This is a genomic window from Candidatus Pantoea formicae, from assembly GCF_011752625.1.
GTDB classification, from domain to species: Bacteria; Pseudomonadota; Gammaproteobacteria; order Enterobacterales; family Enterobacteriaceae; genus Pantoea; species Pantoea formicae.
In genome coordinates this window covers 700,505-722,770 of sequence record NZ_VWXD01000001.1, presented here as the reverse complement: position 1 = coordinate 722,770, position 22,266 = coordinate 700,505, and the positions used below count along the sequence as shown (strand labels likewise).

General features: G+C 52.3%; 18 protein-coding genes and 1 pseudogene. 12 read left to right on the top strand and 7 right to left on the bottom strand.

Annotation, left to right across the window (positions count from 1 at the left end; genetic code table 11):
* The first annotated feature begins 184 nt into the window (after positions 1 to 184).
* From glyA to F3J38_RS03470, 9 genes are all read left to right on the top strand, one after another.
* Entirely contained in the window at positions 185 to 1,486 is a 1,302-nt protein-coding gene (glyA, locus tag F3J38_RS03510; protein WP_167135117.1) for a serine hydroxymethyltransferase, read from the top strand.
* A 41-nt stretch (positions 1,487 to 1,527) separates the two neighbouring features.
* The gene (locus F3J38_RS03505) at positions 1,528 to 2,778 is read left to right on the top strand and encodes a sarcosine oxidase subunit beta family protein (RefSeq protein ID WP_167135115.1); all 1,251 of its coding nucleotides are present in this window, start codon (positions 1,528 to 1,530) and stop codon (positions 2,776 to 2,778) included.
* A 22-nt stretch (positions 2,779 to 2,800) separates the two neighbouring features.
* Complete coding sequence (locus F3J38_RS03500) at positions 2,801 to 3,160, top strand: sarcosine oxidase subunit delta (RefSeq protein WP_167135113.1); 360 nt, start codon at positions 2,801 to 2,803, stop codon at positions 3,158 to 3,160.
* Positions 3,157 to 6,195: a sarcosine oxidase subunit alpha family protein gene (locus tag F3J38_RS03495; RefSeq protein WP_167135111.1), complete on the top strand. Its 3,039-nt coding sequence runs from the start codon at positions 3,157 to 3,159 to the stop codon at positions 6,193 to 6,195. The genes F3J38_RS03500 and F3J38_RS03495 overlap by 4 nt, the downstream gene beginning before the upstream one ends.
* A complete protein-coding gene (locus F3J38_RS03490) occupies positions 6,188 to 6,826 on the top strand; it encodes a sarcosine oxidase subunit gamma (RefSeq protein ID WP_167135109.1) in 639 nt (212 codons plus the stop codon). Before F3J38_RS03495 ends, F3J38_RS03490 begins: the two co-directional genes overlap by 8 nt.
* A 102-nt stretch (positions 6,827 to 6,928) precedes the next feature.
* Entirely contained in the window at positions 6,929 to 7,795 is an 867-nt protein-coding gene (gene purU, locus F3J38_RS03485; protein ID WP_167135107.1) for a formyltetrahydrofolate deformylase, read from the top strand.
* Between the two features lie 12 nt (positions 7,796 to 7,807).
* On the top strand, positions 7,808 to 8,836 hold the full coding sequence (locus F3J38_RS03480; RefSeq protein ID WP_167135105.1) for a GlxA family transcriptional regulator: 1,029 nt from the start codon (positions 7,808 to 7,810) through the stop codon (positions 8,834 to 8,836).
* Between the two features lie 355 nt (positions 8,837 to 9,191).
* A complete protein-coding gene (locus F3J38_RS03475; RefSeq protein ID WP_167135103.1) occupies positions 9,192 to 9,434 on the top strand; it encodes a hypothetical protein in 243 nt (80 codons plus the stop codon).
* 230 nt (positions 9,435 to 9,664) lie between these two features.
* On the top strand, positions 9,665 to 10,828 hold the full coding sequence (locus F3J38_RS03470) for a YbfB/YjiJ family MFS transporter (protein ID WP_167135101.1): 1,164 nt from the start codon (positions 9,665 to 9,667) through the stop codon (positions 10,826 to 10,828).
* Here F3J38_RS03470 and F3J38_RS03465 read toward each other — a convergent pair.
* Positions 10,818 to 11,705 carry a LysR family transcriptional regulator gene (locus F3J38_RS03465; protein WP_167135099.1) on the bottom strand — a complete coding sequence of 296 codons (888 nt, stop codon included), beginning with the start codon at positions 11,703 to 11,705 and terminating at the stop codon, positions 10,818 to 10,820. The genes F3J38_RS03470 and F3J38_RS03465 overlap by 11 nt on opposite strands.
* A gap of 92 nt (positions 11,706 to 11,797) precedes the next feature.
* On the opposite strand from F3J38_RS03465, the gene F3J38_RS03460 reads away from it, so the two are divergent.
* A complete protein-coding gene (locus tag F3J38_RS03460; protein WP_167135097.1) occupies positions 11,798 to 12,853 on the top strand; it encodes an NAD(P)H-dependent flavin oxidoreductase in 1,056 nt (351 codons plus the stop codon).
* A gap of 795 nt (positions 12,854 to 13,648) precedes the next feature.
* Here the strand turns inward: F3J38_RS03460 and F3J38_RS03455 are convergent.
* On the bottom strand, positions 13,649 to 14,035 hold the full coding sequence (locus F3J38_RS03455) for an acyl-CoA thioesterase (protein ID WP_167135095.1): 387 nt from the start codon (positions 14,033 to 14,035) through the stop codon (positions 13,649 to 13,651).
* 202 nt (positions 14,036 to 14,237) lie between these two features.
* Between F3J38_RS03455 and F3J38_RS03450 the strand changes: the two genes are divergently transcribed.
* Positions 14,238 to 15,494, top strand: a complete 1,257-nt coding sequence (locus F3J38_RS03450; RefSeq protein ID WP_167135093.1) for a chloride channel protein — start codon at positions 14,238 to 14,240, stop codon at positions 15,492 to 15,494.
* Here F3J38_RS03450 and F3J38_RS03445 read toward each other — a convergent pair.
* Both F3J38_RS03445 and F3J38_RS03440 read right to left on the bottom strand, forming a co-directional pair.
* The gene (locus F3J38_RS03445) at positions 15,491 to 16,210 is read right to left on the bottom strand and encodes a dienelactone hydrolase family protein (protein WP_167135091.1); all 720 of its coding nucleotides are present in this window, start codon (positions 16,208 to 16,210) and stop codon (positions 15,491 to 15,493) included. The genes F3J38_RS03450 and F3J38_RS03445 overlap by 4 nt on opposite strands.
* Before the next feature lie 128 nt (positions 16,211 to 16,338).
* Positions 16,339 to 17,553 carry a multidrug effflux MFS transporter gene (locus tag F3J38_RS03440; RefSeq protein WP_167135089.1) on the bottom strand — a complete coding sequence of 405 codons (1,215 nt, stop codon included), beginning with the start codon at positions 17,551 to 17,553 and terminating at the stop codon, positions 16,339 to 16,341.
* A 223-nt stretch (positions 17,554 to 17,776) separates the two neighbouring features.
* Between F3J38_RS03440 and F3J38_RS03435 the strand changes: the two genes are divergently transcribed.
* Complete coding sequence (locus F3J38_RS03435; RefSeq protein ID WP_167135088.1) at positions 17,777 to 18,670, top strand: LysR family transcriptional regulator; 894 nt, start codon at positions 17,777 to 17,779, stop codon at positions 18,668 to 18,670.
* Positions 18,671 to 18,677: 7 nt separating this feature from the next.
* Here the strand turns inward: F3J38_RS03435 and F3J38_RS28440 are convergent.
* The 3 genes and pseudogenes from F3J38_RS28440 to F3J38_RS03420 all read right to left on the bottom strand — a co-directional run.
* Positions 18,678 to 18,779, bottom strand: a pseudogene (locus tag F3J38_RS28440) (type 1 glutamine amidotransferase domain-containing protein); the annotation flags it as partial.
* 147 nt (positions 18,780 to 18,926) lie between these two features.
* Complete coding sequence (gene mqo, locus F3J38_RS03425; RefSeq protein ID WP_167135086.1) at positions 18,927 to 20,573, bottom strand: malate dehydrogenase (quinone); 1,647 nt, start codon at positions 20,571 to 20,573, stop codon at positions 18,927 to 18,929.
* Positions 20,574 to 20,854: 281 nt separating this feature from the next.
* Complete coding sequence (locus F3J38_RS03420) at positions 20,855 to 22,243, bottom strand: APC family permease (RefSeq protein ID WP_167135084.1); 1,389 nt, start codon at positions 22,241 to 22,243, stop codon at positions 20,855 to 20,857.
* Between the last annotated feature and the right edge of the window lie 23 nt (positions 22,244 to 22,266).

Sequence of the window (22,266 nt, the reverse complement as noted above, 5' to 3'; positions counted from 1 at the left end):
TATTTATACGTGACCGCTATCAAACAATTCAATCGTTAATAAAAAGTTAATTCATTGATAATTAAGAATTGTCGCGAAGTTACTGTGTCTATTGTCGCAAACGTTCAAGATTATCCCCGCTTATTTTCAGTAGTTTGAATGTGTACTGAATCCGGCAACTAAACCTGATGATGAGGGTGGGGCAATGAATGCAAATAACTTAAACAGTGCGGATCCACAGCTGTTTGCGGCAGTCGTAGGCGAGTTGGTCAGGCAGGAAACTCACATTGAACTTATCGCCTCTGAGAATTACGCCAGTAATCAAGTGATGTCATTACAGGGCAGCCAGCTTACCAATAAATATGCAGAAGGCTATCCGGGTAAACGTTATTACGGCGGGTGCGAACATGTGGATACCATTGAACGTTTAGCCATTGAACGTGCCTGCATGTTGTTCGGTGCCGATTATGCCAACGTTCAACCACACTCTGGTGCGCAAGCCAACGCCGCCGTGTTTATGGCGTTGATCAAACCTGGTGACACGATATTGGGCATGAGTCTCGCACACGGCGGCCATTTAACGCACGGCGCCGCGCCGAATGTCTCCGGCAAGCACTATAACGCAGTGCAGTATGGATTAGATCCCGAAACCGGCGAAATCGATTATCAGGAAGTGGAACGGCTGGCCAAAGAGCATCAGCCGAAGCTGATTGTTGCGGGTTTCTCAGCCTATTCACGCATCGTCGACTGGAAACGCTTCCGCGAAATCGCCGATAGCGTAGGCGCCTGGCTGATGGTGGATATGGCACACGTCGCGGGTCTGGTTGCCGCACGCTGCTATCCGAGCCCATTACCCCATGCTCACGTGGTCACTACGACGACGCATAAAACCCTGCGCGGTCCGCGTGGTGGGTTGATTCTCTCTGCACTGGGTGACGAAGCGCTGTACAAAAAACTCAATTCAGCCGTATTCCCTGGCCAACAGGGCGGTCCGTTGATGCACGTGATTGCGGCTAAAGCCATGGCATTTCGTGAGGCGATGGAACAGGACTTTATCCACTATCAAGCCAAAGTGATCGATAACGCGAAAACCATGGCGAAAGTGTTTATCAAACGCGGCTATGACGTGGTTTCCGGTGGCACAGATAATCATCTTTTCCTGGTCTCACTGATTAATCAGGACATTACCGGTAAAGAGGCCGATGCGGCACTGGGCCGTGCGCATATCACCGTTAACAAAAACTCCGTCCCTAACGATCCGCAAAGCCCCTTCGTCACTTCCGGGTTGCGCATTGGCACGCCCGCAGTGACCACCCGTGGTTTTGGCGAGAAAGAGTGTGAAACCCTGGCTGGCTGGATTTGCGACATCCTCGATGTGCTGGCGGTGAAACAGAACAGCGACAACATCGAAGCCTGGGTGCGCTTCAACGTTTCTGAGCTATGCGCCAAGCATCCGGTGTACGGCGAGCATCCACAGCAGGTCATCGCCAAAAAAGCCATTGCCTGACATTTTGTCCCGGCGCGAGCCGGGAGTTTAAGGAGACGAGTATGCAACGTTTTTCCGGCTTCGGGCTTATCAGCCACGGACTGAGTTATCACGAGAATTGGCAGCGCATGTGGCGCAATCCCACGCCGAAGAAGTCTTATGACGTCATTATTATCGGCGGCGGTGGACACGGTTTAGGCACGGCGTATTACCTGGCGAAAGAGTTTGGTATTCGCAATGTGGTCGTGATTGAAAAAGGCTGGCTGGGTGGCGGCAATACCGCACGTAACACCACCATTGTTCGATCCAATTACCTGTGGGATGAAGCGGCAGCCTTGTTTGAACACTCGATGAAGCTGTGGGAAGGGCTCACACAGGACCTCAATTACAACGTAATGTTCTCACAACGCGGTGTACTGAATTTGGGCCATACCTTACAGGACATGCGCGACATTCAGCGCCGTGTTAACGCCAACCGTCTGAACGGTATTGATGGCGAGGTGCTGGATGCCCGCGGCGTTCAGGACCTGGAACCGCTGCTTGACTGCTCATCTCGCGCCCGTTTCCCCATCATGGGGGCCTCATGGCAGCCACGCGGTGGTGTAGCCCGTCACGATGCCGTGGCGTGGGGCTTTGCACGCGGTGCCGACGCGCATGGGGTGGATATCCTGCAACAGACCGAAGTGACCGGGCTGATGATCCGCGATGGCCAAATCTACGGGGTGCACACGAATCGTGGCGACATCGAAGCGAAAACCGTGGGCTGCGTGGTGGCGGGGAACTCTGGCACGGTGGCGAAGATGGCGGATATTCGCTTACCGCTCGAATCCCATCCCTTACAAGCGCTGGTCTCCGAACCCCTCAAACCGGTGGTGAACACGGTGGTGATGTCTAACCATGTACACGGTTACATCAGCCAGTCCGACAAAGGCGATCTGGTGATCGGTGCCGGCATCGATGGTTACACCGGCTACGGTCAACGCGGCAGCTATCCCATTATTGAGCACACCTTGCAGGCAATTGTTGAAATGTTCCCGGCCTTCTCACGGGTGCGGATGAACCGTCAGTGGGGCGGCATCGTTGATACCACGCCGGACGCCAGCCCGATCATCTCGAAAACCAAGGTTAAGGGTCTCTATTTCAATTGCGGTTGGGGCACGGGCGGCTTCAAAGCCACACCGGGTTCAGCGCACGTGTTTGCCGCCAGCTTGGCGAAGCGCGAGATGCATCCGCTGGCCGCACCCTTCTCGATTGATCGATTCCACACTGGCGCGCTGGTTGATGAACACGGCGCTGCGGCGGTCGCGCACTGATTTCCGTTCGGGAGAATACGACATGTTTCATATTTATTGTCCGTGGTGCCAAGAGCATCGTGAAGAAGAAGAGTTCCATGCCAAAGGTCCAGCGCATTTGGCGCGACCTAAGAACCCGGAAAACTGCAGTGATGAAGAGTGGGGCGACTACCTGTTCTTCCGCGATAACCCGCGTGGTGTGCATCACGAGTTGTGGGTACATGCCGTTGGCTGCCGCAAGTTTTTCAACATCACGCGAAACACGGTGACCTACGAAATTCTGGAAACCTACAAAATTGGCGAGCAACCGGCGAAGCGGGCGCAAGCCGATGTGGTGTCGTTGCCTCTGCGCCAGGATGCCGCAAATGAGAGTGTGAAAATTAAACTTGGGGGCGCGTCATGAGCCAGGTTAATCGTCTCACCAGCGGCGGACGCATCGATCGCACGCGCAAAATCAACTTCACGTTTAACGGCAAAACACTGGAAGGTTTCGCAGGCGATACGCTGGCTTCCGCATTGATTGCCAACGGCATTGATGTGGTGAACCGCAGCTTCAAGTATTCCCGTCCGCGCGGCATTGTGGCTGCAGGCGCGGAAGAGCCGAATGCAGTGGTACAACTTGGCAGCGCTGAGCAAGAGCAGATCCCGAATGTGCGTGCGACTCAACAAGCGCTCTATCAGGGACTGGTCGCCGCCAGCACCAACGGTTGGCCGAATGTCGACCGCGATTTAATGGGCGTTGTGGGTAAAATCGGCGGCCGTTTTATGCCACCAGGTTTTTACTACAAAACCTTCAAGCAACCGGCATCAATGTGGAAAACCTACGAAAAATACATTCGTAAAGGGGCAGGTTTAGGCCGCAGCCCAACCCTGGCCGATCCGGATATTTACGATCATTTCAATCAACATTGCGATGTGCTGGTGATTGGCGCGGGTGCAGCAGGCCTGGCCGCAGCGTTAACCGCAGGTCGCAGCGGCGTCAGCGTGATAGTGGTGGATGAGCAAGAAGAGATGGGGGGTAGCCTGCTGGATAGCCGTGAAATCATCGATGAAAAAGCGGCGGCGCTGTGGGTGAGTAAAGTGCTCAATGAGCTGCAAACCCTGCCGAACGTGCAGCTGTTGGCCAAAACCACCGCCAATGGCTATCACGACCATAACTTCATTACGCTGATTGAACGCCGTACCGATCACCTTTCGATTACTGCACCGCAGAAAAACGGTCATAAGCAGGCGCGTCAGCGTATGCATCGCGTGCGTGCTGGCCGGGTGGTGTTAGCAACAGGCGCGCATGAGCGTCCGTTGGTCTACAGCGGCAACGATATTCCGGGTAATTATCTCGCCAGTGCCGTCTCAACCTATATCCATCGTTACGGCGTGGTGCCGGGCAACAAACTGGTGGTGTCTACCAGTAACGATGACGGCTATCGTGCCGCGCTTGACTGGCTGGAAAGTGGGCGTGAAGTGGTGGCGATTGCTGATGCGCGCTCTGCACCAGAAGGTGAGTTGGTTAAGCAGGCAAAACTCAAAGGGATCCGCATTATTACCGGCAGCGCTGTGATGGAAGCACAGGGCAGTACGCGTGTACGTAGCGTCGAAATCGCGCGCATCAATGTGGAAGACTTTAGGGTAGTGGGCAGCGCCAGTCGCTTTGCCTGCGATACCGTAGCCAGCTCCGGCGGCTTCAGCCCGGTGCTCCATCTTTCATCACACTGTGGCGGTCGTCCACAATGGCACGACGAGATTCTTGGCTTTGTACCGGCACAAGTGAAAGGAATGATAGCGGTTGGCGGCGCGCAGGGCATTTACAGTTTGCCTGAGGTGTTACGCAGTGGCTTCGAGGCTGGCAATCGTGCTGCAGTGGAAATGGGGGCTTCGTCCCAGACTTTTGCACTGCCACAATCGCGCGCGCGGCGCGATGGTTCGGCAATAGCGTTGTATCAGGTGCCGCACCTCAAAAGCACAATGCGTGCGCCTAAGCAGTTTGTTGATTTACAAAATGATGTGACGTCGGCGTCAATTGAACTGGCAACGCGTGAAGGCTTTGAATCGATTGAACATATCAAACGTTACACTGTCATGGGCTTCGGCACCGATCAAGGCAAACTCGGCAACATCAACGGACTGGCGATCGCCGCACGCGTGCTGAAACGCACCATTCCAGACGTGGGTACCACGGTATTCCGACCTAACTACACGCCGGTCACTTTTGGTGCCATCACGGGGCGTCACTGCAACGAACTGTTCCAGCCAGAACGCTATACCGCGCTGCACCAGTGGCACGTTGAGCATGGCGCGATGTTTGAAGATGTTGGGCAATGGAAACGCCCGTGGTATTTCCCGCAGCGCGTTAAAGGGCAACTGGAAACGATGCATCAGGCTGTGGTCCGTGAGTGCCGAGCAGTCCGTGAAAGTGTTGGCGTGCTGGATGCTTCAACTCTGGGCAAAATCGACATTCAAGGCCCGGATGCGCGTGAGTTTCTGGAACGAGTCTACACCAACAAATGGGCAAAACTGCCAGTAGGTCGTGTGCGTTACGGCTTGATGTGCCGTGATGATGGCATGGTGTTTGACGATGGCACCACCAGCTGTCTGGGCCAGAATCATTTCCTGATGACCACCAGCACCGGCAACGCGGCAACCGTGCTGGAGTGGCTGGAACTGTGGCATCAAACAGAATGGCCAGAACTGCAAGTCTACTTCACCTCCGTGACCGATCACTGGGCCACTATCACGCTGACGGGTCCAAAAGCCCGCGAGTTGCTGGCAGAGTTTTGCGATATCGACCTGGCTCGCGATAGCTTTAAGTTTATGGACTGGCGTGAGGGCAAGGTCGCGGATGTTCCCGCGCGCGTTTTCCGTATCTCCTTTACCGGTGAGTTAGCTTACGAAATTAACGTGCAAGCCAACTATGCGCTGCATGTCTGGCGGGTCCTGTTTGAACACGGCGCAAAATACAATCTCACACCTTATGGCACCGAAACCATGCATGTGCTGCGTGCCGAGAAGGGCTTCATTATTGGCGGCCAGGATACCGATGGCTCGATGACGCCGCATGACCTTGGCATGGAGTGGTGCGTGGGCAACGACAAACCGTTCTCGTGGATCGGTAAACGATCCCACAGTCGATCTGATGTGCTGCGCGAAGATCGAAAGCAGCTGGTGGGTCTGCTGCCGAAGGATCCAACAGTGGTGCTGGAAGAGGGGGCGCAGGTGGTATTCGATCCGCATCATGCCGTGCCCATCCCCATGTACGGCCATGTCACGTCAAGCTATTACAGCCCAACGCTCGACAGTGGTTTTGCGCTGGCGGTGGTGACGCGTGGGCACCATCGCATGGGCGAAAGCGTGTGGCTTGCCAGTTCAGATGGCAAGTTCACCGAAGCCGAAATTGTCAGCTCGATCTTCGTCGATCCTAAAGGAGAGCGCCAGAATGTCTGAGACCACAACCTGTAATCAATTCGATGCACATCCTTCCGCTACGGTGGCCGCCGAATCGCCACTGATGTGGAGCTATCAGCAAACTGGCGTGCCTGCGGCGACAGGTAAACCGAACATCACCCTGCGTGAGCGGCCTCTGCTTGGCCATCTTACGCTACGTGGAGCCGCCATCGAACTCGATAAAGCACTGCGCGAGGAGCTGCAACTTTCGCTGCCAGCCCAGCCGCTCACGTTGACGCAACAGGGCGATTACAGCGCACAGTGGCTATCTCCCGATGAGTGGCTACTGATTGTGCCACCAGGTGAAGAGTTTGCCGTGGAACAGCGTCTGCGTGCTGCACTGGGTGACGCACATTACGCCATTGTTAACGTCAGCGGCGGACAAACGCTGCTCGAACTGAGTGGGAAACACGCCGTTGAACTGCTGAAAAAATCGGTGGTGTATAACGTTCATCCACACAATTTCCCGGCGGGAAAAGGGGTGATGACCTGCTTCGCCAAAGCATCGGTGATTTTACGTCGTCCCAGTGAAGATCGTTGGGAGTTAGTGGTACGCCGTAGCTTTGCCGATTACAGCTACCGCTGGTTGCTGGATGCCGGGGCTGAGTATGACATTGACATGCTGAGCTGAAGTTTATTCCAGGTGCGCTTCAATGCGCACCCTATGAAAATCGTCGTAGGGTTGCTCTTCATTCATGGCGACCGCTTATTCAGATATCTCGAGGGTTTTACCATGAGTCGTCATCACGCAAACTGGATTTTGACCGCACAGTGCCCCAGCAAGCTGGGCAGTGTTGATGTGGTCACACGTTTTCTCAAAGAGCAGAGCTGCTATATCAATGAACAGCACAGCTTTGATGACAAGTGTGCCAAACGTTTCTTTATCCGCACGGTGTTTGAGCCGCAGACGGAGAGCTTTGATCCGGTCGCCTTTCGCGATGAATTTAGCCTGCGTGCCGCCGATTTCGCCATGTCCTATGAGCTGACGGAACCGGATTATAAAGTGCCGGTGGTGATTATGGTGTCGAAAACCGACCATTGCCTGAATGACTTGCTCTATCGTCATCGCGCGGGAAAACTGGCGATCGACATTAAAGCGGTGATTTCCAACCACCCGTTGCTGGAGCCCATCGTCGCCTGGCACGGTTTGCCCTATCACTATTTCCCGGTGACCGCTGCGACACGTGAAGAGCAGGAGCGGCAGATCTGGCAGGTGGTACAGGAAACTGGCGCTGAACTAGTGGTGCTGGCACGTTACATGCAGGTCATGTCGGCTGAGATGTGCCAAAAGCTGGCAGGCCGAGCCATCAATATTCATCACTCATTACTGCCAGGCTTTAAAGGTGCCAAACCCTATCACCAGGCGTATGACAAAGGGGTAAAACTGGTTGGCGCCACTGCGCACTTCATTAATGAAGATCTCGACGAAGGGCCGATTATCAGCCAGAAAGTCGAAGTGGTGAGCCATTCGGATTACGCTGATGATCTGGTGGACAAAGGACGTGACATTGAACGCTTAACCCTGGCACATGCGGTGTCTTGTTACGCTGAGCGCCGGGTGTTTCTGTATGAAAACCGCACTGTGGTATTTTCGCGGTAAGGTGCGGCGCAAATGGATAATTATCCCACCCACATAAATGTTCAGGACGCGCCACTGCGTCCTGATATCCGCATCGGCCTGGTGTTGATCAATCACTTTACATTGAACTGCGTGTCCGAGTTGATTGAACCCATCCGCTTCGCAGCCGACATCTCCTTTCTCAGTCGGCAGATTTTTTGTCAGTGGGAATGGATGAGCTGCGATAACCAACCCGTTACCTCCAGCTGTGGATTGCACATTGTGCCAACTGCTGAATTCAATCTGCATAGTAACTGGGATTATGTGGTGTTTGCTGGCGGTTTATTAGATCAAACCCGTGATGCGCCAGCTTGGTTACTGGAGGCTATGCGTGATTTACACGCCAGGCGCGTCCCTATCATCACCTTATGCAGTGCGACCTTTTTGGCAGCACAAGCGGGCTTGCTGGAGGGCAAGAAATGCGCGATTCATTTCACCACCCGTGATGAATTTCGTGAGCGCTTTCCGAATGTGTCACCCGTTATCGATCAGACCTACATTAGCGATGGTGGGGTGATCTCCAGCCCGGTAGGGACGGCACGTGATTTGGCGATGGATATTATCCTGCAGCACTGCGGCGAGCTGCGCGCTAAAAAAGTACAAAAGTATTTGTTGATGGATGAAGGTAAGCGAGGACAAACGCGGTCGCGGGTCTCCCATCCGTTAAAAACCTATGATGATGAACTGGTCCAACGCACCATCGCCTACATGCAACAGCATTTGGCCTCACCAGAACCGCTGCAAACCCTGACCAGCGCGATGCAGATTAATCTCCGCCAGCTCAATCAAGCTTTCCTGCACAGCACGGGAGATACGGCTGCGGTCCATTGGCGTAAGATGCGTCTGGAACATGCGCGCAAATTAATGATCGCCAGCAACGTCAGCATCAATAATGTGGCGAAATCTTGTGGATTTTCTGATGCTTCACATCTTATTACGTGGTTTCGCAAACAATATGGCGAAACACCTAGCGATTATCGTAAACGTCGCCGTGATGTTGAAAGACTGATTGCGCCTAATTAAATCAATTCACAGCTTCACCTTTCGTTAATTAAAAGGTGAAGTTCATTGCAGTTATAAAATACTCATCTCACCTTTTTGTTTTTTCATTAAAATAATCACCCACCCATACAGCTTGCCGGGTGGATGCTTTTTATTAATCAATAACTGGGGCCATTTCACAAAAATAAGAAAAGGATATGAATGAATTGTTAACTTACCATCTCATTGATATTGAAAGGTATATCGTTGCTCTCGTGCATAAACATTATAGATTATTGCCTTTTTGTATTATTCGCCCTTTGGCTGGATGTTGACCAAATGTTAGATGCAATGCAATTATTAGGTTACGAATTCACGGATATACTGTGAGGCTTAAATGAAAGGGTCAACCTGTAATCTGATAGCACGCACGGCGCTTCCTCATAAAGCTTATGGCAGACATCGTGCCAACGCTAAAGGGGATAAAATTGATGTGGTATTCTGTGCGGTAAGTAACGGTATTATTGATGCATCATATATCAAGCCTGGAAAAACGATTGTTCGAATTTTAAAAAATTGTTGGCACTTCATCTGCGCACCTAATGCGCACCATCTAGAAAAACGTAAATTTCATTATTAATTCTTCAGAGGGCTAAACTCGCCCTCTCTGTTTTATCTGCCATCCTCTTTAGTTTGTACCTTCCTAAAGTCGTCTGACGCCGATTTCCTCCCTCTCTGCAGATAACAGCCCTTGTCAAATCTGTTGGTTGGCCTGTAACATCTCGAATAAAGATGCATTATCAATTCATGTTCTCGAAATGAGATTTATGGACAAGGTGATCGTCATTTACAGGCAAAAACGGAGCTTAAATGATCACAGCAATCAAACATCCACCGCATATTCGCGCACTACTTCTTTCCATAGCCGGAAGCGTGGTGCTGATTATTGGCATGGGATACGGGCGTTTTGCTTTCACCGGCGTGCTACCCGTGATGCTGAAAGAGAATCTGCTGACGTTACAGCAGGGGAACTGGGCGGCTTCTGCAAACTATGCCGGTTACCTGTTGGGCGCACTGTTGCTATCCCGGGCGCGCCCAGTTGACTCACGACGACTCTGTTTTACTTCCGTACTTGCCACACTGTTATCAATAGTTGCTCTCGCATGGCTGCGATCTCCGCTGGCCATTATTGTGCTGCGCGGTCTGGCAGGGCTTTTCAGTGCTGTGACACTGATTGCGGCCTCACTATGGCTGTTGCAACATATGCAACACACGCAAGGAGCACCAATGCTGTTTTCGGGTGTAGGTATAGGCGTTTTTCTCTCAGCAGAGATGGTCGCGGTAGGCAAATCACTTGCACTGCCCAGTGCAACTATTTGGCTGCTGTGTGCGGGCAGTGCCGCCGTGATGTTTTTAGTGTTTTTCCGCCTGCTTAACAGTCCCCCAGATACGTTGGTGGACTATCCGTTTAAGGCCCAAACATCCACTTGTTCACAAACAGTAACAGCGACAGAGGCGTGGAAATTGCTGCTGATTTACGGATTGGCCGGTTTTGGCTACATCATCACAGCAACTTATTTACCGTTGTTTTTAACCGGATCGCTAACCGGGATTGACCCGGTGCAAATCTGGGCGGTATTTGGGCTTGCAGCCGCACCGTCCTGTTTCTTCTGGCATCGATTAGTCGTTGCACGTGGCTACCGCTTCACGTTGTTGCTAAACCTGATATTGCAGGCGGTGGGCGTAATTCTGCCAGCATTCAGTCACGCCTTACCTTTCTGTCTGGCCAGTGCGCTGTTAGTCGGTTTTACGTTTATGGGCACCGTCACCGTGGCGCTGCCTGAGGCTCGACGTCTCGCTGCCGCGGTCAGTTTTAACATGATTGCTGCAATGACTGCGCTGTATGGGATCGGCCAAATTGCCGGTCCCTTGGTGGCGGGAGAACTCTACGCATTTAGCGGATCGTTCAACCCTTCACTCTGGACGGCAAGCACCGCATTGATGCTCGCGGCCGGATTAGTGGCTAAGCGCTGACATTCGCCTCGCTAGCGAGTAATCGACGCAGATGATCCAGAGCGGGTGAACGGTAATCCTTACGCCAAATCAGCTGCGTCACCGCATGTCCGGCAGGCAGCAAAGTTAAACCAGCAGGCAGTTGTAGCAGTTGCAGCACGCTTTCGGGCAGCATGCACATATAAGTTCCCGCTGCCACGCAGGCCAACATGGCGTGATAAGAGCTGACATCCTGCACCTGAATACGTCTGCCACTCGCACCCATGTTCTGAAGCATCTGCATTGCTAACTGACGGTAAGTGCAGCCAACGGCAAAGGCCGCTAACTTACCCTCGTCGATGTCGCTCAACTGGCGGATATGGCTCATTGTGGTCGGTAATACCAGCAGCAGTTGTTCATCATAAAGCGGCTGATAACGAAGATCGTCGGGGCAGAGGGGTTCACCCGCGTCATCGACTGGCAGCGCCACCAGCGCACAGTCGAGTTCTGATTGCTGTACGCGTTCGATGAGTTGGCCTGTTGGTTGGGTCGAGAAAAGCAGGCGTACTTCAGGACAGGTTTGGCTGAATTCGGCCAAAGGTTTTGTCAAACGGCTCGCGGCGGCGCACTCCATGGATCCCAATGCCAGATCGCCATTCGGCGTGTGTGGATGCAGGCTCTGCCGCGCCTCTTCACCCAGACTCAATAATTTTTTGGTATAGCTGAGGAACAGTTTGCCCTGAGGTGATAACTTCAGACGCTTGCTATCCCGGATAAACAGCTCGGCATCCAGCTCTTCTTCCAGTTGCTGTATACGCGTGGTGATATTCGATTGTACACGCCCAAGACGTTGTGCTGCTTTCACCACGCTCAGTTCTTCTGCCACCACGCTGAAGATTTCCAGTGAAGTATGGTTCATGATTCATTCTCTTTTAGGGAATGTGATTGATTTATCTTTCAGAGAAAGAGATTTTAAGGCAACGACAGCGATCACATCAACGGAATAACCTCATGACTCACGTTCTCTGCCAGGCACTTAATCTGCAATATCCCCTTATTCAGGCGCCGATGGCGGGCGTATCGACGCCTGAAATGGCAGCCGCCGTCACTGAAGCGGGGGCGCTGGGATCAATTAGCATTGGCGCGTCAACGCCGGAACAGGCGGCGGCGGTGATCGCCAAAACGCAATCGCTCACCCGAGGGCCATTTAACGTCAACGTGTTTTGCCATGCGCCCGTGCAACGAAATGCCGAAAAGGAGCAGGCGTGGATTGCGCGTTTCCGTGAGCTGTTTGCGCGCTATGATGCGGAACTGCCCGCTGGCTTGCAGGAGATTTATCATACCTTCCACGCTAATCAACCGATGCTAGACGTCATTGAGCAGGCGAAACCGGCAGCGGTGAGTTTTCATTTTGGTATTCCTGATCCGCAGACGATTCAACGAATCAAGCGACTCGGTATTGTCACACTGGCCACGGCGACCAATGTTAATGAAGCGCTGGCGATTGTGCGCAGCGACATTGATTTCATCATCGCACAAGGTATTGAGGCGGGCGGTCATCGCGGGCACTTCGACCCCAATGCGTTTGATCACCAGTTGTCGACTTTTACGCTGGTGCAGGCGATCCGCCAGCAAACCTCTCATCCGGTGATCGCTGCGGGAGGCATCATGGATGGGGCAGGCATCGCTGCTATGCTGCAGTTAGGCGCAGCTGGGGTGCAATTGGGTACGGCATTTGTGTTATGTCCAGAGTCTGCAGCCAATCCAGCCTACAAAGACGCGCTTCGGCAGGCTCACAAATCTGTCACCATGATCACCGCGGCAATTTCTGGTCGTCAGGCGCGCTGCCTACGCAATGCATTCTGCACCTTTAGCGGTGAATTTCTGGCAGAAGATATCCCCGACTATCCGTTAACCTATTCGCTGGGCAAAGCGCTGGCGGCGGCGGCCGCTGCTAAAGATGAACACGGCTTTGGTGCACAGTGGGCAGGTCAAGGGGCGGCGCTGGCACGCGAGATGCCAGCAGGGGCACTGATCAAGACCCTGGTGCGTGAGTGGCAGGGGTGAATAAGCAGCGGTTAACGCGGTATTCGCCCATAAAATGTGTTCTCTTCAGCAGGCAAAGCTGAACGTTATGCTTGAGTGACAAGTGGTATTAAAGGGGGATAGTTCGTAATGCCTGTCAGTTAAGGATTAGGTGATAACGCAGTCTGGTGCTGCTCTGGGGCTGGCGGTACAGGTGATAATGCAGTCTGGTGCCGCTCTGGGGCTGGCGGTCCTCGCGCCGCTGACGCGGTACCTTCACTTCACTCGTCAGCCTGACGGACCGGCGCAGACGGGACTTTCCCTGTCCCGGCTGCACCTTTCGCCAGCATCCATGCTGGCTCTCCTGGCTCTCCTGGCTTCCTCATTCCGTTCAGCGCTGCGAAATGCCAGCCCCAGAGCGGCACCAGCCTGCTTGCTGACATCCGTGTACGCTGTTTGAAAGGGCTCGCTGCCTCAGGCAATAGCGTTTTTACTGCTACAAAGGGCACAATGTTTGAGGCCACAGCACCTCTGATGCTGCAAGGGCTATTCGCAGCGCTGAGGCGGAGACGTTGTGCCAGGAGCCAGTCGCAGGGATGCGACAGGCAGTTCGGGTAGGCCAGGACGGCCGTACCCGAACGTTCCGGCCGGCACGACGTTGTAGCCGAGGGCACCGCGAAGCGGCGCGAGGACGGCCCGGCAGCAGCAGCGGTGCTGTGGCCCGCACCAACATGCCCACCCACGCATAATAAAAAAGGCCGCCATTTTAAGAAAATGACAGCCTCATCTGAAGAGCCCCTTAACTGACAAGCATTAGGGATAGTTCCCCTTTATTCATTAGGGTGCCAAGGCATTTAACACCGCTTCTGGCATAGAAGGGCGTCCATTACTGAAACAGGTGGCGACAAAAGTTGCATCGGCGTAAACCACGTCATTGACCTTTATCTGTTGGACGAAATTCACCCGGTTACGTTTTTCATTTTTTTCAAGCGCGCATGTCACTTCGACATTGTCACCTTTCACCAAAGATTTACGAAAGCGCAAAGAGTATTCAAGAACCATGTACAGTTTGCCCTGTTTGAATTCTTCTTCAATATCTATCCCGAGCGCTTCACGCATAAATGCATGGCGGGTCCATTCCATATAGAACGGATAATAAAGGCCATCTACCACGCCCTGGAAATCAATATGGTTTTCATCAACGTCATAGTGTTTAACGAACATTTCTGCATCCTAAACTGAGGGTTACATGGGTCAGAAGTGTATATAACGCAGAAGGACCGCGGGGTAAATGCGTAGATCTATCAATTTAATGCCGGATCTGAAGTTTCAGTATCACTCGTTTTGTGTTGAACAGATGTGTATACGCCAGGTATTACCGTTATGTCTTATGCTTTTCAGATGAAGCTCATAAGGAACAAGCGGGATGAACAAGGATTTATCAGTCACTCAGCCATTACGCTGGGCACTGGCCCTAATATTTACCGGTATCGTAGCGGGAATTTGCGGCATGTTGTTGGCATTGCTGCTCCATTTTATCCAGCACATAGCCTTTGGTTACAGCCTGGATGCGGTGATCAGCAATGAGTCATTTTTATCAGGCGTCACTGCGGCCACAGATTGGCGTCGATTCTCCGCCATTGTGTGCGGTGGCCTTGTCGCGGGTTGGGGGTGGTGGTTACTGGGGCGCTACGGCAGTCAACGCGTCTCAATCAGTCAAACCGTCAACCATCCCAACAAGCCAATGCCACTTTTCACGACAGCCATTCATGCACTACTGCAAATTATTACCGTGGCGCTCGGCTCTCCACTCGGTCGCGAGGTGGCACCGCGTGAAGCGGGTGCGTTAGGTGCCGGGCTGATTGCCAACGGATTAGGCCTCGATGCCGATGCACGCAAAGTGTTGATTGCCTGCGGTGCTGGGGCCGGACTCGCGGCGGTCTATAACGTGCCGCTGGCGGGGGCGCTTTTTACGCTTGAGGTGCTGCTGGTAACCTTTCGCTGGGAGTGCGCCGTCGCGGCGTTAATCACCTCAGCCATTGCTTCGGGGGTTGCCACTTTGGGACTCGGCAATGAAGTGCAATATCACTTTTTAGTTGGCGCGGCACCGGCATCTATCATTGCCTGGGCGATCCTTTGTGGGCCTATCCTTGGGGCCGCCGCCATGCTGTTTCGCAAGCTCACGCAGCGGGCGCGAAGCAAAGTAAAAACCTCACTGCAGATGCCGCTGTTTTGCCTGTTGTCATTTGCTCTACTCGGCGGACTGAGTGTGATCTTCCCGCAACTCCCCGGTAATGGCAAAGGCCCGATGCAACTGGCGTTGGACGGCGCAATGCCCATGGCATTGTTCATTAGCCTACTCATTCTCAAGATGCTGGTCATTTTGGCGGTGCTGCGCAGCGGCGCAGAGGGCGGATTACTAACGCCGGGATTAACGATTGGCGCACTGTTCAGCCTGATACTTTGTGCCGTCTGGCAGCATCTGGTTCCAGGGGGCAATAGCGGGAGTTTCGCCCTGATTGGAGGAACCGCTTTTTTGGCAGCGTCAATGCAAATGCCGTTGACCGCTGTGGCATTGCTGCTGGAGTTTACGGGGATGGATCACAGCTATCTGGTGCCTGTCATTCTCTGCACCAGCGGCTCATTTTTAATGTGCCGCTGGTTGGAGAAAGCGAAGGGTTAGAACACTTCATCCAGCAGCTGATACATGCGCTTAAAGGCACGCTGCGTCACTTCCGGGTGATATTGCGCCACACCCGTGTTATTCGCTTTCGGGTCAGTGAACGAATGCACGGCACCGGCAAAACTCACCAACTGCCAATCCACGCTTTTACTGTTCATTTCACTGGCGAACGCGGCCAGCTGTTCGCGCGGCACCAACGGATCGGCCGCGCCGTCCAGTACCAGCAGGGAGGCGTTAATGGTGTTGCCATTGTAAGCACCTTGAGTGTCCAGTGTGCCATGGAATGACACAGCCGCTTTAATGTCTGCGCCGCTGCGAGCGAGTTCCAAGGCGCAATGCCCACCGAAGCAGAAACCAATCGCGGCAACCTTGTCTGTCTGCACTGGCGCGCTGCGCTGCGTACGTAGGGCAGTTAAAGCGGCCTGCATACGGGTGACTTCTGCCGGTTTATCTTTCACTTCCATCATCATTGCGCCGGCTTCATCACCGCTGGTTGGGCGCTTGCCCTGCCCATAGAGATCGGCAACCAGCACCACATAACCCTTTGCCGCGATAGCTTTAGCTTGTTCTGCGGCATCTTCCGTGGCACCCATCCAGTTTGGCGCAATCACGATACCGGGTTGCGGCGCGTTAATATCTGCGTTGTAAATTAAAATACCGTCGAAAGTATCATTGCCCACGGTGTAAGAAAGGGAAGTTGAATGGATATTGCTCATTAATTAAGCTCACTTGGTGTTATTAGCAGATGAAAACAAGACGTTACCGACTTTATTTTATTTGGCAATGAGCCTAAGTGGCTACCGCACCAAATGTTTAGTGCGGTAATAAATGATTCATCTGTTGTTTAAATTTGTGCCATTTCTGCGTGCGGTTTATTGCGACCCAAGGTGATAAGAAAACTCAGCAGGGTAAACACCGTCATAATGCCGACCATAATCCAAGGAGTGCCATTACTCAGCCACGCCAGCAACAGTGAAGAAATTATCCCGCTGCCGTACTGCAGAGAACCAATCAGAGCAGAGGCCGAACCGGCTGCATTCGGCACCGCATCCAGTGCTGCCGCCGTTGCAGAAGCTGCAATAATGCCATTCATCGAGAAGAAAATGAAAATGCAGATGACCAGGGCAGCAATGGCCGTTGGGTGGGTTTTCAACATCACACACATCACCAGCGTCATTATTGCGGCGACAAAGGAGGCTGTTTTTAGCAATGTTTCCAGCCTGACGCGTTGCACCAGCTTTTTATTCACCGTACTGATAGCCACCACGCCAACGATATTAATCGCAAACAGCCAACCATAATGTTGCGGATCAATGCCAAAATAGCTGATATAGACCGCTGGTGAGCCGACGATAAAGGCATAAGCGGCGACATAATAAAATGTCACACACAATGTAAAACGCATGAAGTTCTTATTTTGTAGCAAAGCACGATAATGAGAAAAGGCGTGCCCCAGTGATGTCTCTACACGTTTCTCCGCCGGTAACGTTTCAGGTAGCCACAACAGAGAGCAAAACATGAATATCCCCACAATGGTCAAAAACCAAAAAATCGTCGGCCATTGTGAATAACGTATGATTTGTCCACCCAGCAGAGGTCCCGCAATCGGGGCGATGGCCATGACAATGATCAGCGTCGAAAGCATCTGTGCGGCTCGTGTTCGGGTAAACAAATCGCGAATCATTGCGCGTGCCAGCATCGGCCCCGTACAGGCACCAGCAGCTTGCACCACTCGCCAGAAAACAATCTGAGACATCTCAGTGGAAAGGGCACAGCCTGCGGAACCTACAGCAAAGATGATCATACCGATATACAGTGGTTTTTTTCGTCCTAGCTGGTCACTGATCGGTCCCCAAATTAATTGCGCAATCGCAAATCCGATCAGGAATCCGGTGACCGTCAACTCAGAATCGCCGTGTAGCGCGGCAGACATGACTGGCATAGCCGGAAGATAAATATCCGTCGAGAGCGAGGTGAATGCCATCAACGCGCTAAGAATAACGATAAAAGCGATGCCGGTTTTCAAATCAGGGGGATGCGTGGCGGTTTTGATATCCATAGAGCCTTTAGCGTGTGCAAAAGTGAAAAGCCTGCCTGTCGATGACAGTGTCTGCGTGTTGGGTGCAAAAAGATTTCGTTGATAGCAAAATCATTTTATTGGCACCGTTAATGTGGACGTCACTCTAACAAAGCCAAGCCGCGAAGATTAGGGGCGATAATGCGCTAGAACCTATGAGTAAAATTCATTAGTCTGGTGAAAGTCATGTTCACAGGAGACAGCGATGCTGAGGGAAAACTTTAACGATCTCACCTATCTGGTGGTGGTGGCACGTGAGCAAAGTTTCACGCGCGCGGCGGCAAAGCTAGGTGTTTCGCAATCGGCATTGAGTCATGCGATACGCGGTTTAGAAGAGCGGCTCAATACCCGCCTGTTAACGCGTACCACGCGCAGCGTTGCGGCGACGGAAGCCGGTGAGCAGCTGATCACAAGCGTCGAACCGATGATTATTGATATTGAAAAAGCATTGCAAGACCTGGTAGCAAATCAAGGTCAGCCCACTGGAACCCTCCGCATTACGGCCGGTGAGCATGCGCTGTCTACCACCTTGTGGCCACTGCTTAAACCGTTCTTGTTGCAATATCCCGATGTGAAAGTGGAGCTTTCGGTCGACAACACGCTGAGGGACATCGTAAGTGGTCGTTTTGATGCCGGGGTGCGCCTGGGAGAGCAAGTTGAGAAGGATATGGTAGCGGTGCGTATTGGGCCAGACTGGAGTATGGCGATTGTCGCTACCGACGCCTATTTCGCCGAGCATGGAATGCCTAAAACCCCTTACGAATTGCAAAACCACAACTGCATTAATATGCGATTGCCAACCTTAGGTGGGTTATATAACTGGGAATTCACCAAAGACGGCAAAGAAATTCGCGTCAAAGTGGAAGGGCAACTGGTATTCAATAATCTGGCTTCACGCATTGATGCCGCACTTTCTGGTATGGGTATCGCTTGCGTGCCTGAGGACGCAGTCCGTCAGCATATTGAAGCCGGGCGTTTACGGCGCGTATTGCAGGACTGGAGTGAACCCTTTAGTGGTTATTATCTCTATTACCCCAGCCGAAAACAGCACACTGCCGCCTTTACGAAATTACTGGAAGCGGTGCGCTATCACGGCTAGATGATGCTTATGTGCGCTGCGCCGCTAATTGCAGCAGCAGGGCCTTCGCCACATCTTCAGAGCTTGCTGGGTTTTGGCCCGTCACCAGATTGCCGTCTTCTACGACGAAATACCTAGCGCTCTGCGGCAACTGCGAGTGGCGCATGCACGGCAAGCGTTGGTTTGGGGATGGGGTAACACAGGTCATGATTTCGTCACGCGCAAATAAAAAAGCCGGACATTGTCCGGCTTTGCTTCAATCATTCGTGCGTAGTGATTACAGCGCCATGTCCTGCTTCGCAGACTCAGCACGCGGTTTCGCTTGCGTCGGTGCCACTGACTGCTCACCCATGTTGATCACTGGCGGTTTGGTCAACTGCAGTGTCTCTGCGGTGTTGTCCCATACCTGCTGGGTCAGTGCAGTGTTGCCGTTCAGTTTCTGGCCAAAGCTTGGGATGATCGCGCGGATCTTCTCTTGCCACTCTGGTGAAGCGAACTGCTCTGGGAACAGCTTCTTCATCACATCCAGCGTAATTGGCGCAGCGGTAGAGGCACCCGGTGATGCACCCAGTAACGCGGCAATGGTTTTCTGTTGATCGGTCACGATTTCGGTACCCAATTTCAGTACGCCACCTTTCTCGGCATCTTTCTTGATGATCTGAACACGTTGACCTGCCTGGATCAGTTTCCAGTCTTCTTTACGCGCATTTGGATAGTACTCTTTCAGCGCGGCGAAGCGATCGTCGTCGTTCAGCATCACCTGACCAATCAGGTATTTCACCAGATCGAAGTTATCAATACCGACGTGGGTCATTGGCATGATATTACTGGTGGTAGTCGCGCTCAGCAGGTCAAACAGCGAGCCGTTTTTCAGGTATTTGGTTGAGAAGGTCGCGAACGGCCCAAACAGCACCACGCGTTTACCGTCGAGGTTACGCGCATCAATGTGCGGAACAGACATCGGAGGCGCACCGACAGAAGCCTGACCGTACACTTTCTCCAGGTGGCGGTTAGCAATCTCTGGGTTTTCCGTCATCAGGAAAGAACCCCCGACCGGGAAGCCACCGTAGTTATCTGCTTCTGGAATGCCGGTTTTCTGCAGCAGTTTGATGGCTGCGCCGCCCGCACCAATGAACACGTATTTCGCGTCAACGGCGCGATTCTCGCCGCTCTTCACGTCTTTGATGGTGACATGCCAGGAGTTGTCGCTGTTACGCTTGAAGTCGGTCACTTCAGATGAGGTTTCCAGCTTGAAGTTCTGATCTTTCTTCAGGCTGCCGATCAGCTGACGGGTGATTTCGCCGTAGTTCACGTCGGTGCCGACAGGCGTCCAGGTAGCGGCCACTTTCTGATTCGGGTCACGACCTTCCATCACCAGAGGTGCCCACTGCTCGATCTGCTTGTGATCGGTAGAGAACTTCATGCCCTGGAACAGAGTGGTTTTCTGCAACGCATCATAACGTTTGGTCAGGTATTCGACGTTTTTGTCGCCCCAGACAAAGCTCATGTGTGGCGTAGAGTTGATGAACGAACGCGGATCGTGCATCACACCGCGCTGTACCTGCGCAGTCCAGAACTGACGGGAAATCATAAAGGCTTCGTTGATTTCCAGCGCTTTGCTAACGTCGATTGAACCGTCTGCACGCTCTGGCGTGTAGTTCAGCTCCATGTTAGCAGAGTGACCGGTACCGGCATTGTTCCAGCCGTTAGAGGATTCCAGTGCCACGCCATCCAGACGCTCAACCATCAGCTGTTTCCAGCCCGGTTGTAACTCTTGCAGCCAGGTGCCCAGTGAAGCACTCATGACGCCACCGCCAATCAGCAGTACATCGGTTTTTTCTGGTGCGTTTTCAGCGTGAACCACTGAAGAGACAAGCAGTGCTGCCAGGCTAAGGGCAGGTACGATATTTTTAGTGTGAGTCATTCTGATCCTGATCTTTATACTTTGCAGGTGAACGTTAAAAATTCGGTTTGCAAATTAAAAGATTGTTACGAAAAGATTAACTTGTTTTTAGTTAATAAAGTATTGGTGTTAATTACTTAACTTACATAAAAGCAATGTGAAGAGATTTTAGGCTGGAAAGAGAAAAGTAGGGATATATAGCCGTTTATCCAACGCGGTTATTCTTTATATCTGGCAACGTAACTTAGGTCAAATAAAACGCTTACTGATGTTAAGATTTTATCCAGCAAGCGTTTGTTTTTTTAGGCGCGGACTTTAACGCCGCGTTTCATCGACATGCCATAGCCTGCTAGCGCACAACCTGCAATAAACCAGGGAATCCACTTAACGATACTCGAATCGCTGCCGCTTAAAGATTGTAGATTATTCACCACCAAAATAATGGTGATAGTCATACATATCATGGAAAGCAGCGGTGCCCAGAACACGGTAAAACGGCTATTGCTGCTCTCTATACGACGGAAGAACAATATCACTGCGGCCGAGACGCCTAATTGCAAGATCAGGATGCACAACGTTGCCACTGCCGAGCCAATGGCGAAGATATGAATCATAGGATCCAACCCAGCGCTGCCCATGCCAGCGAGCAGCATCAGCATAATGACACTGTGAACATGGCTGGCATTATGCGGTGTACCGTTGGTGGGATGTGTTTTGCACAGCTCTTTCCAAATCAATCCATCACGGCTGATGCTGAAGAGATAGCGTGAGATGTTGTTATGAAAGGCCAACGCAGCTGCAAACAAACTGGTAATCAATAATACGGACATGGTTTCAACTGCCCATTGTCCGACGTACTGCCTGGTGATATTAAAAACGAAGTTGCCGGGATCTTTGCTGGCAATGGCCACAATCTGGTCGAATCCGTAGGCCTGCACCAGTGACCAACTGGTGAAACAAAAGAAGGCGGTAATCAGTAGCAATGCGCAAACTGTCGCACGGGGTACGGTTTTATGCGGATCACGACACTCTTCCGCATAAATGGCGGTGGATTCGAAACCAATAAAGGCCGCGATGGTAAAAATAAACGCAATGCCCAGATTGCCCTGCATAAATACCGAAGACTCAAAGGATTGAAAGGTATAAGGCCCGACTTTTTTGATTAACAGCATGGCATCGGTTAACAACACGATAGCCACCTCAGCCAACATTAATACGCCCAGTAATTTTCCGCCAACTTCAACGCGTTTAATACTTAGCATCCAACAGATTAATACGAATAGCATGCTGAGCGCCCACCAAGGAATATGGGTGGAAAAATGCTCTTCAATGAAGAGTTGTGTAAAGAACCCTAGCATCGCCACAATCGCAATCTGAATGGAAATATAGGCCATAACGGCCAGCACCGAGGCTGAAGCTCCCCAGTTTTCCCCCATGCCTTTCGAGATGTAAGTGTAAAATGCGCCGGCATTATTCACGTGACGGCTCATGGCAATAAAACCCACCGCGAACAACATCAGAATGATGCAGGACAGAATATAGAACACCGGAACGCCACCACCGTTGCCGGAGATAATGGCCACCGGTAAACCACCCACCACGCCGGTCAGCGGTGAAGCTGCCGCGACGACAAAAAAGACCAGAGAAAACAAACCCAACGTATTTTTGCGTAAGCCGGAATCCGTATTCATCGCCAATGCCCTCAACCGCTAAA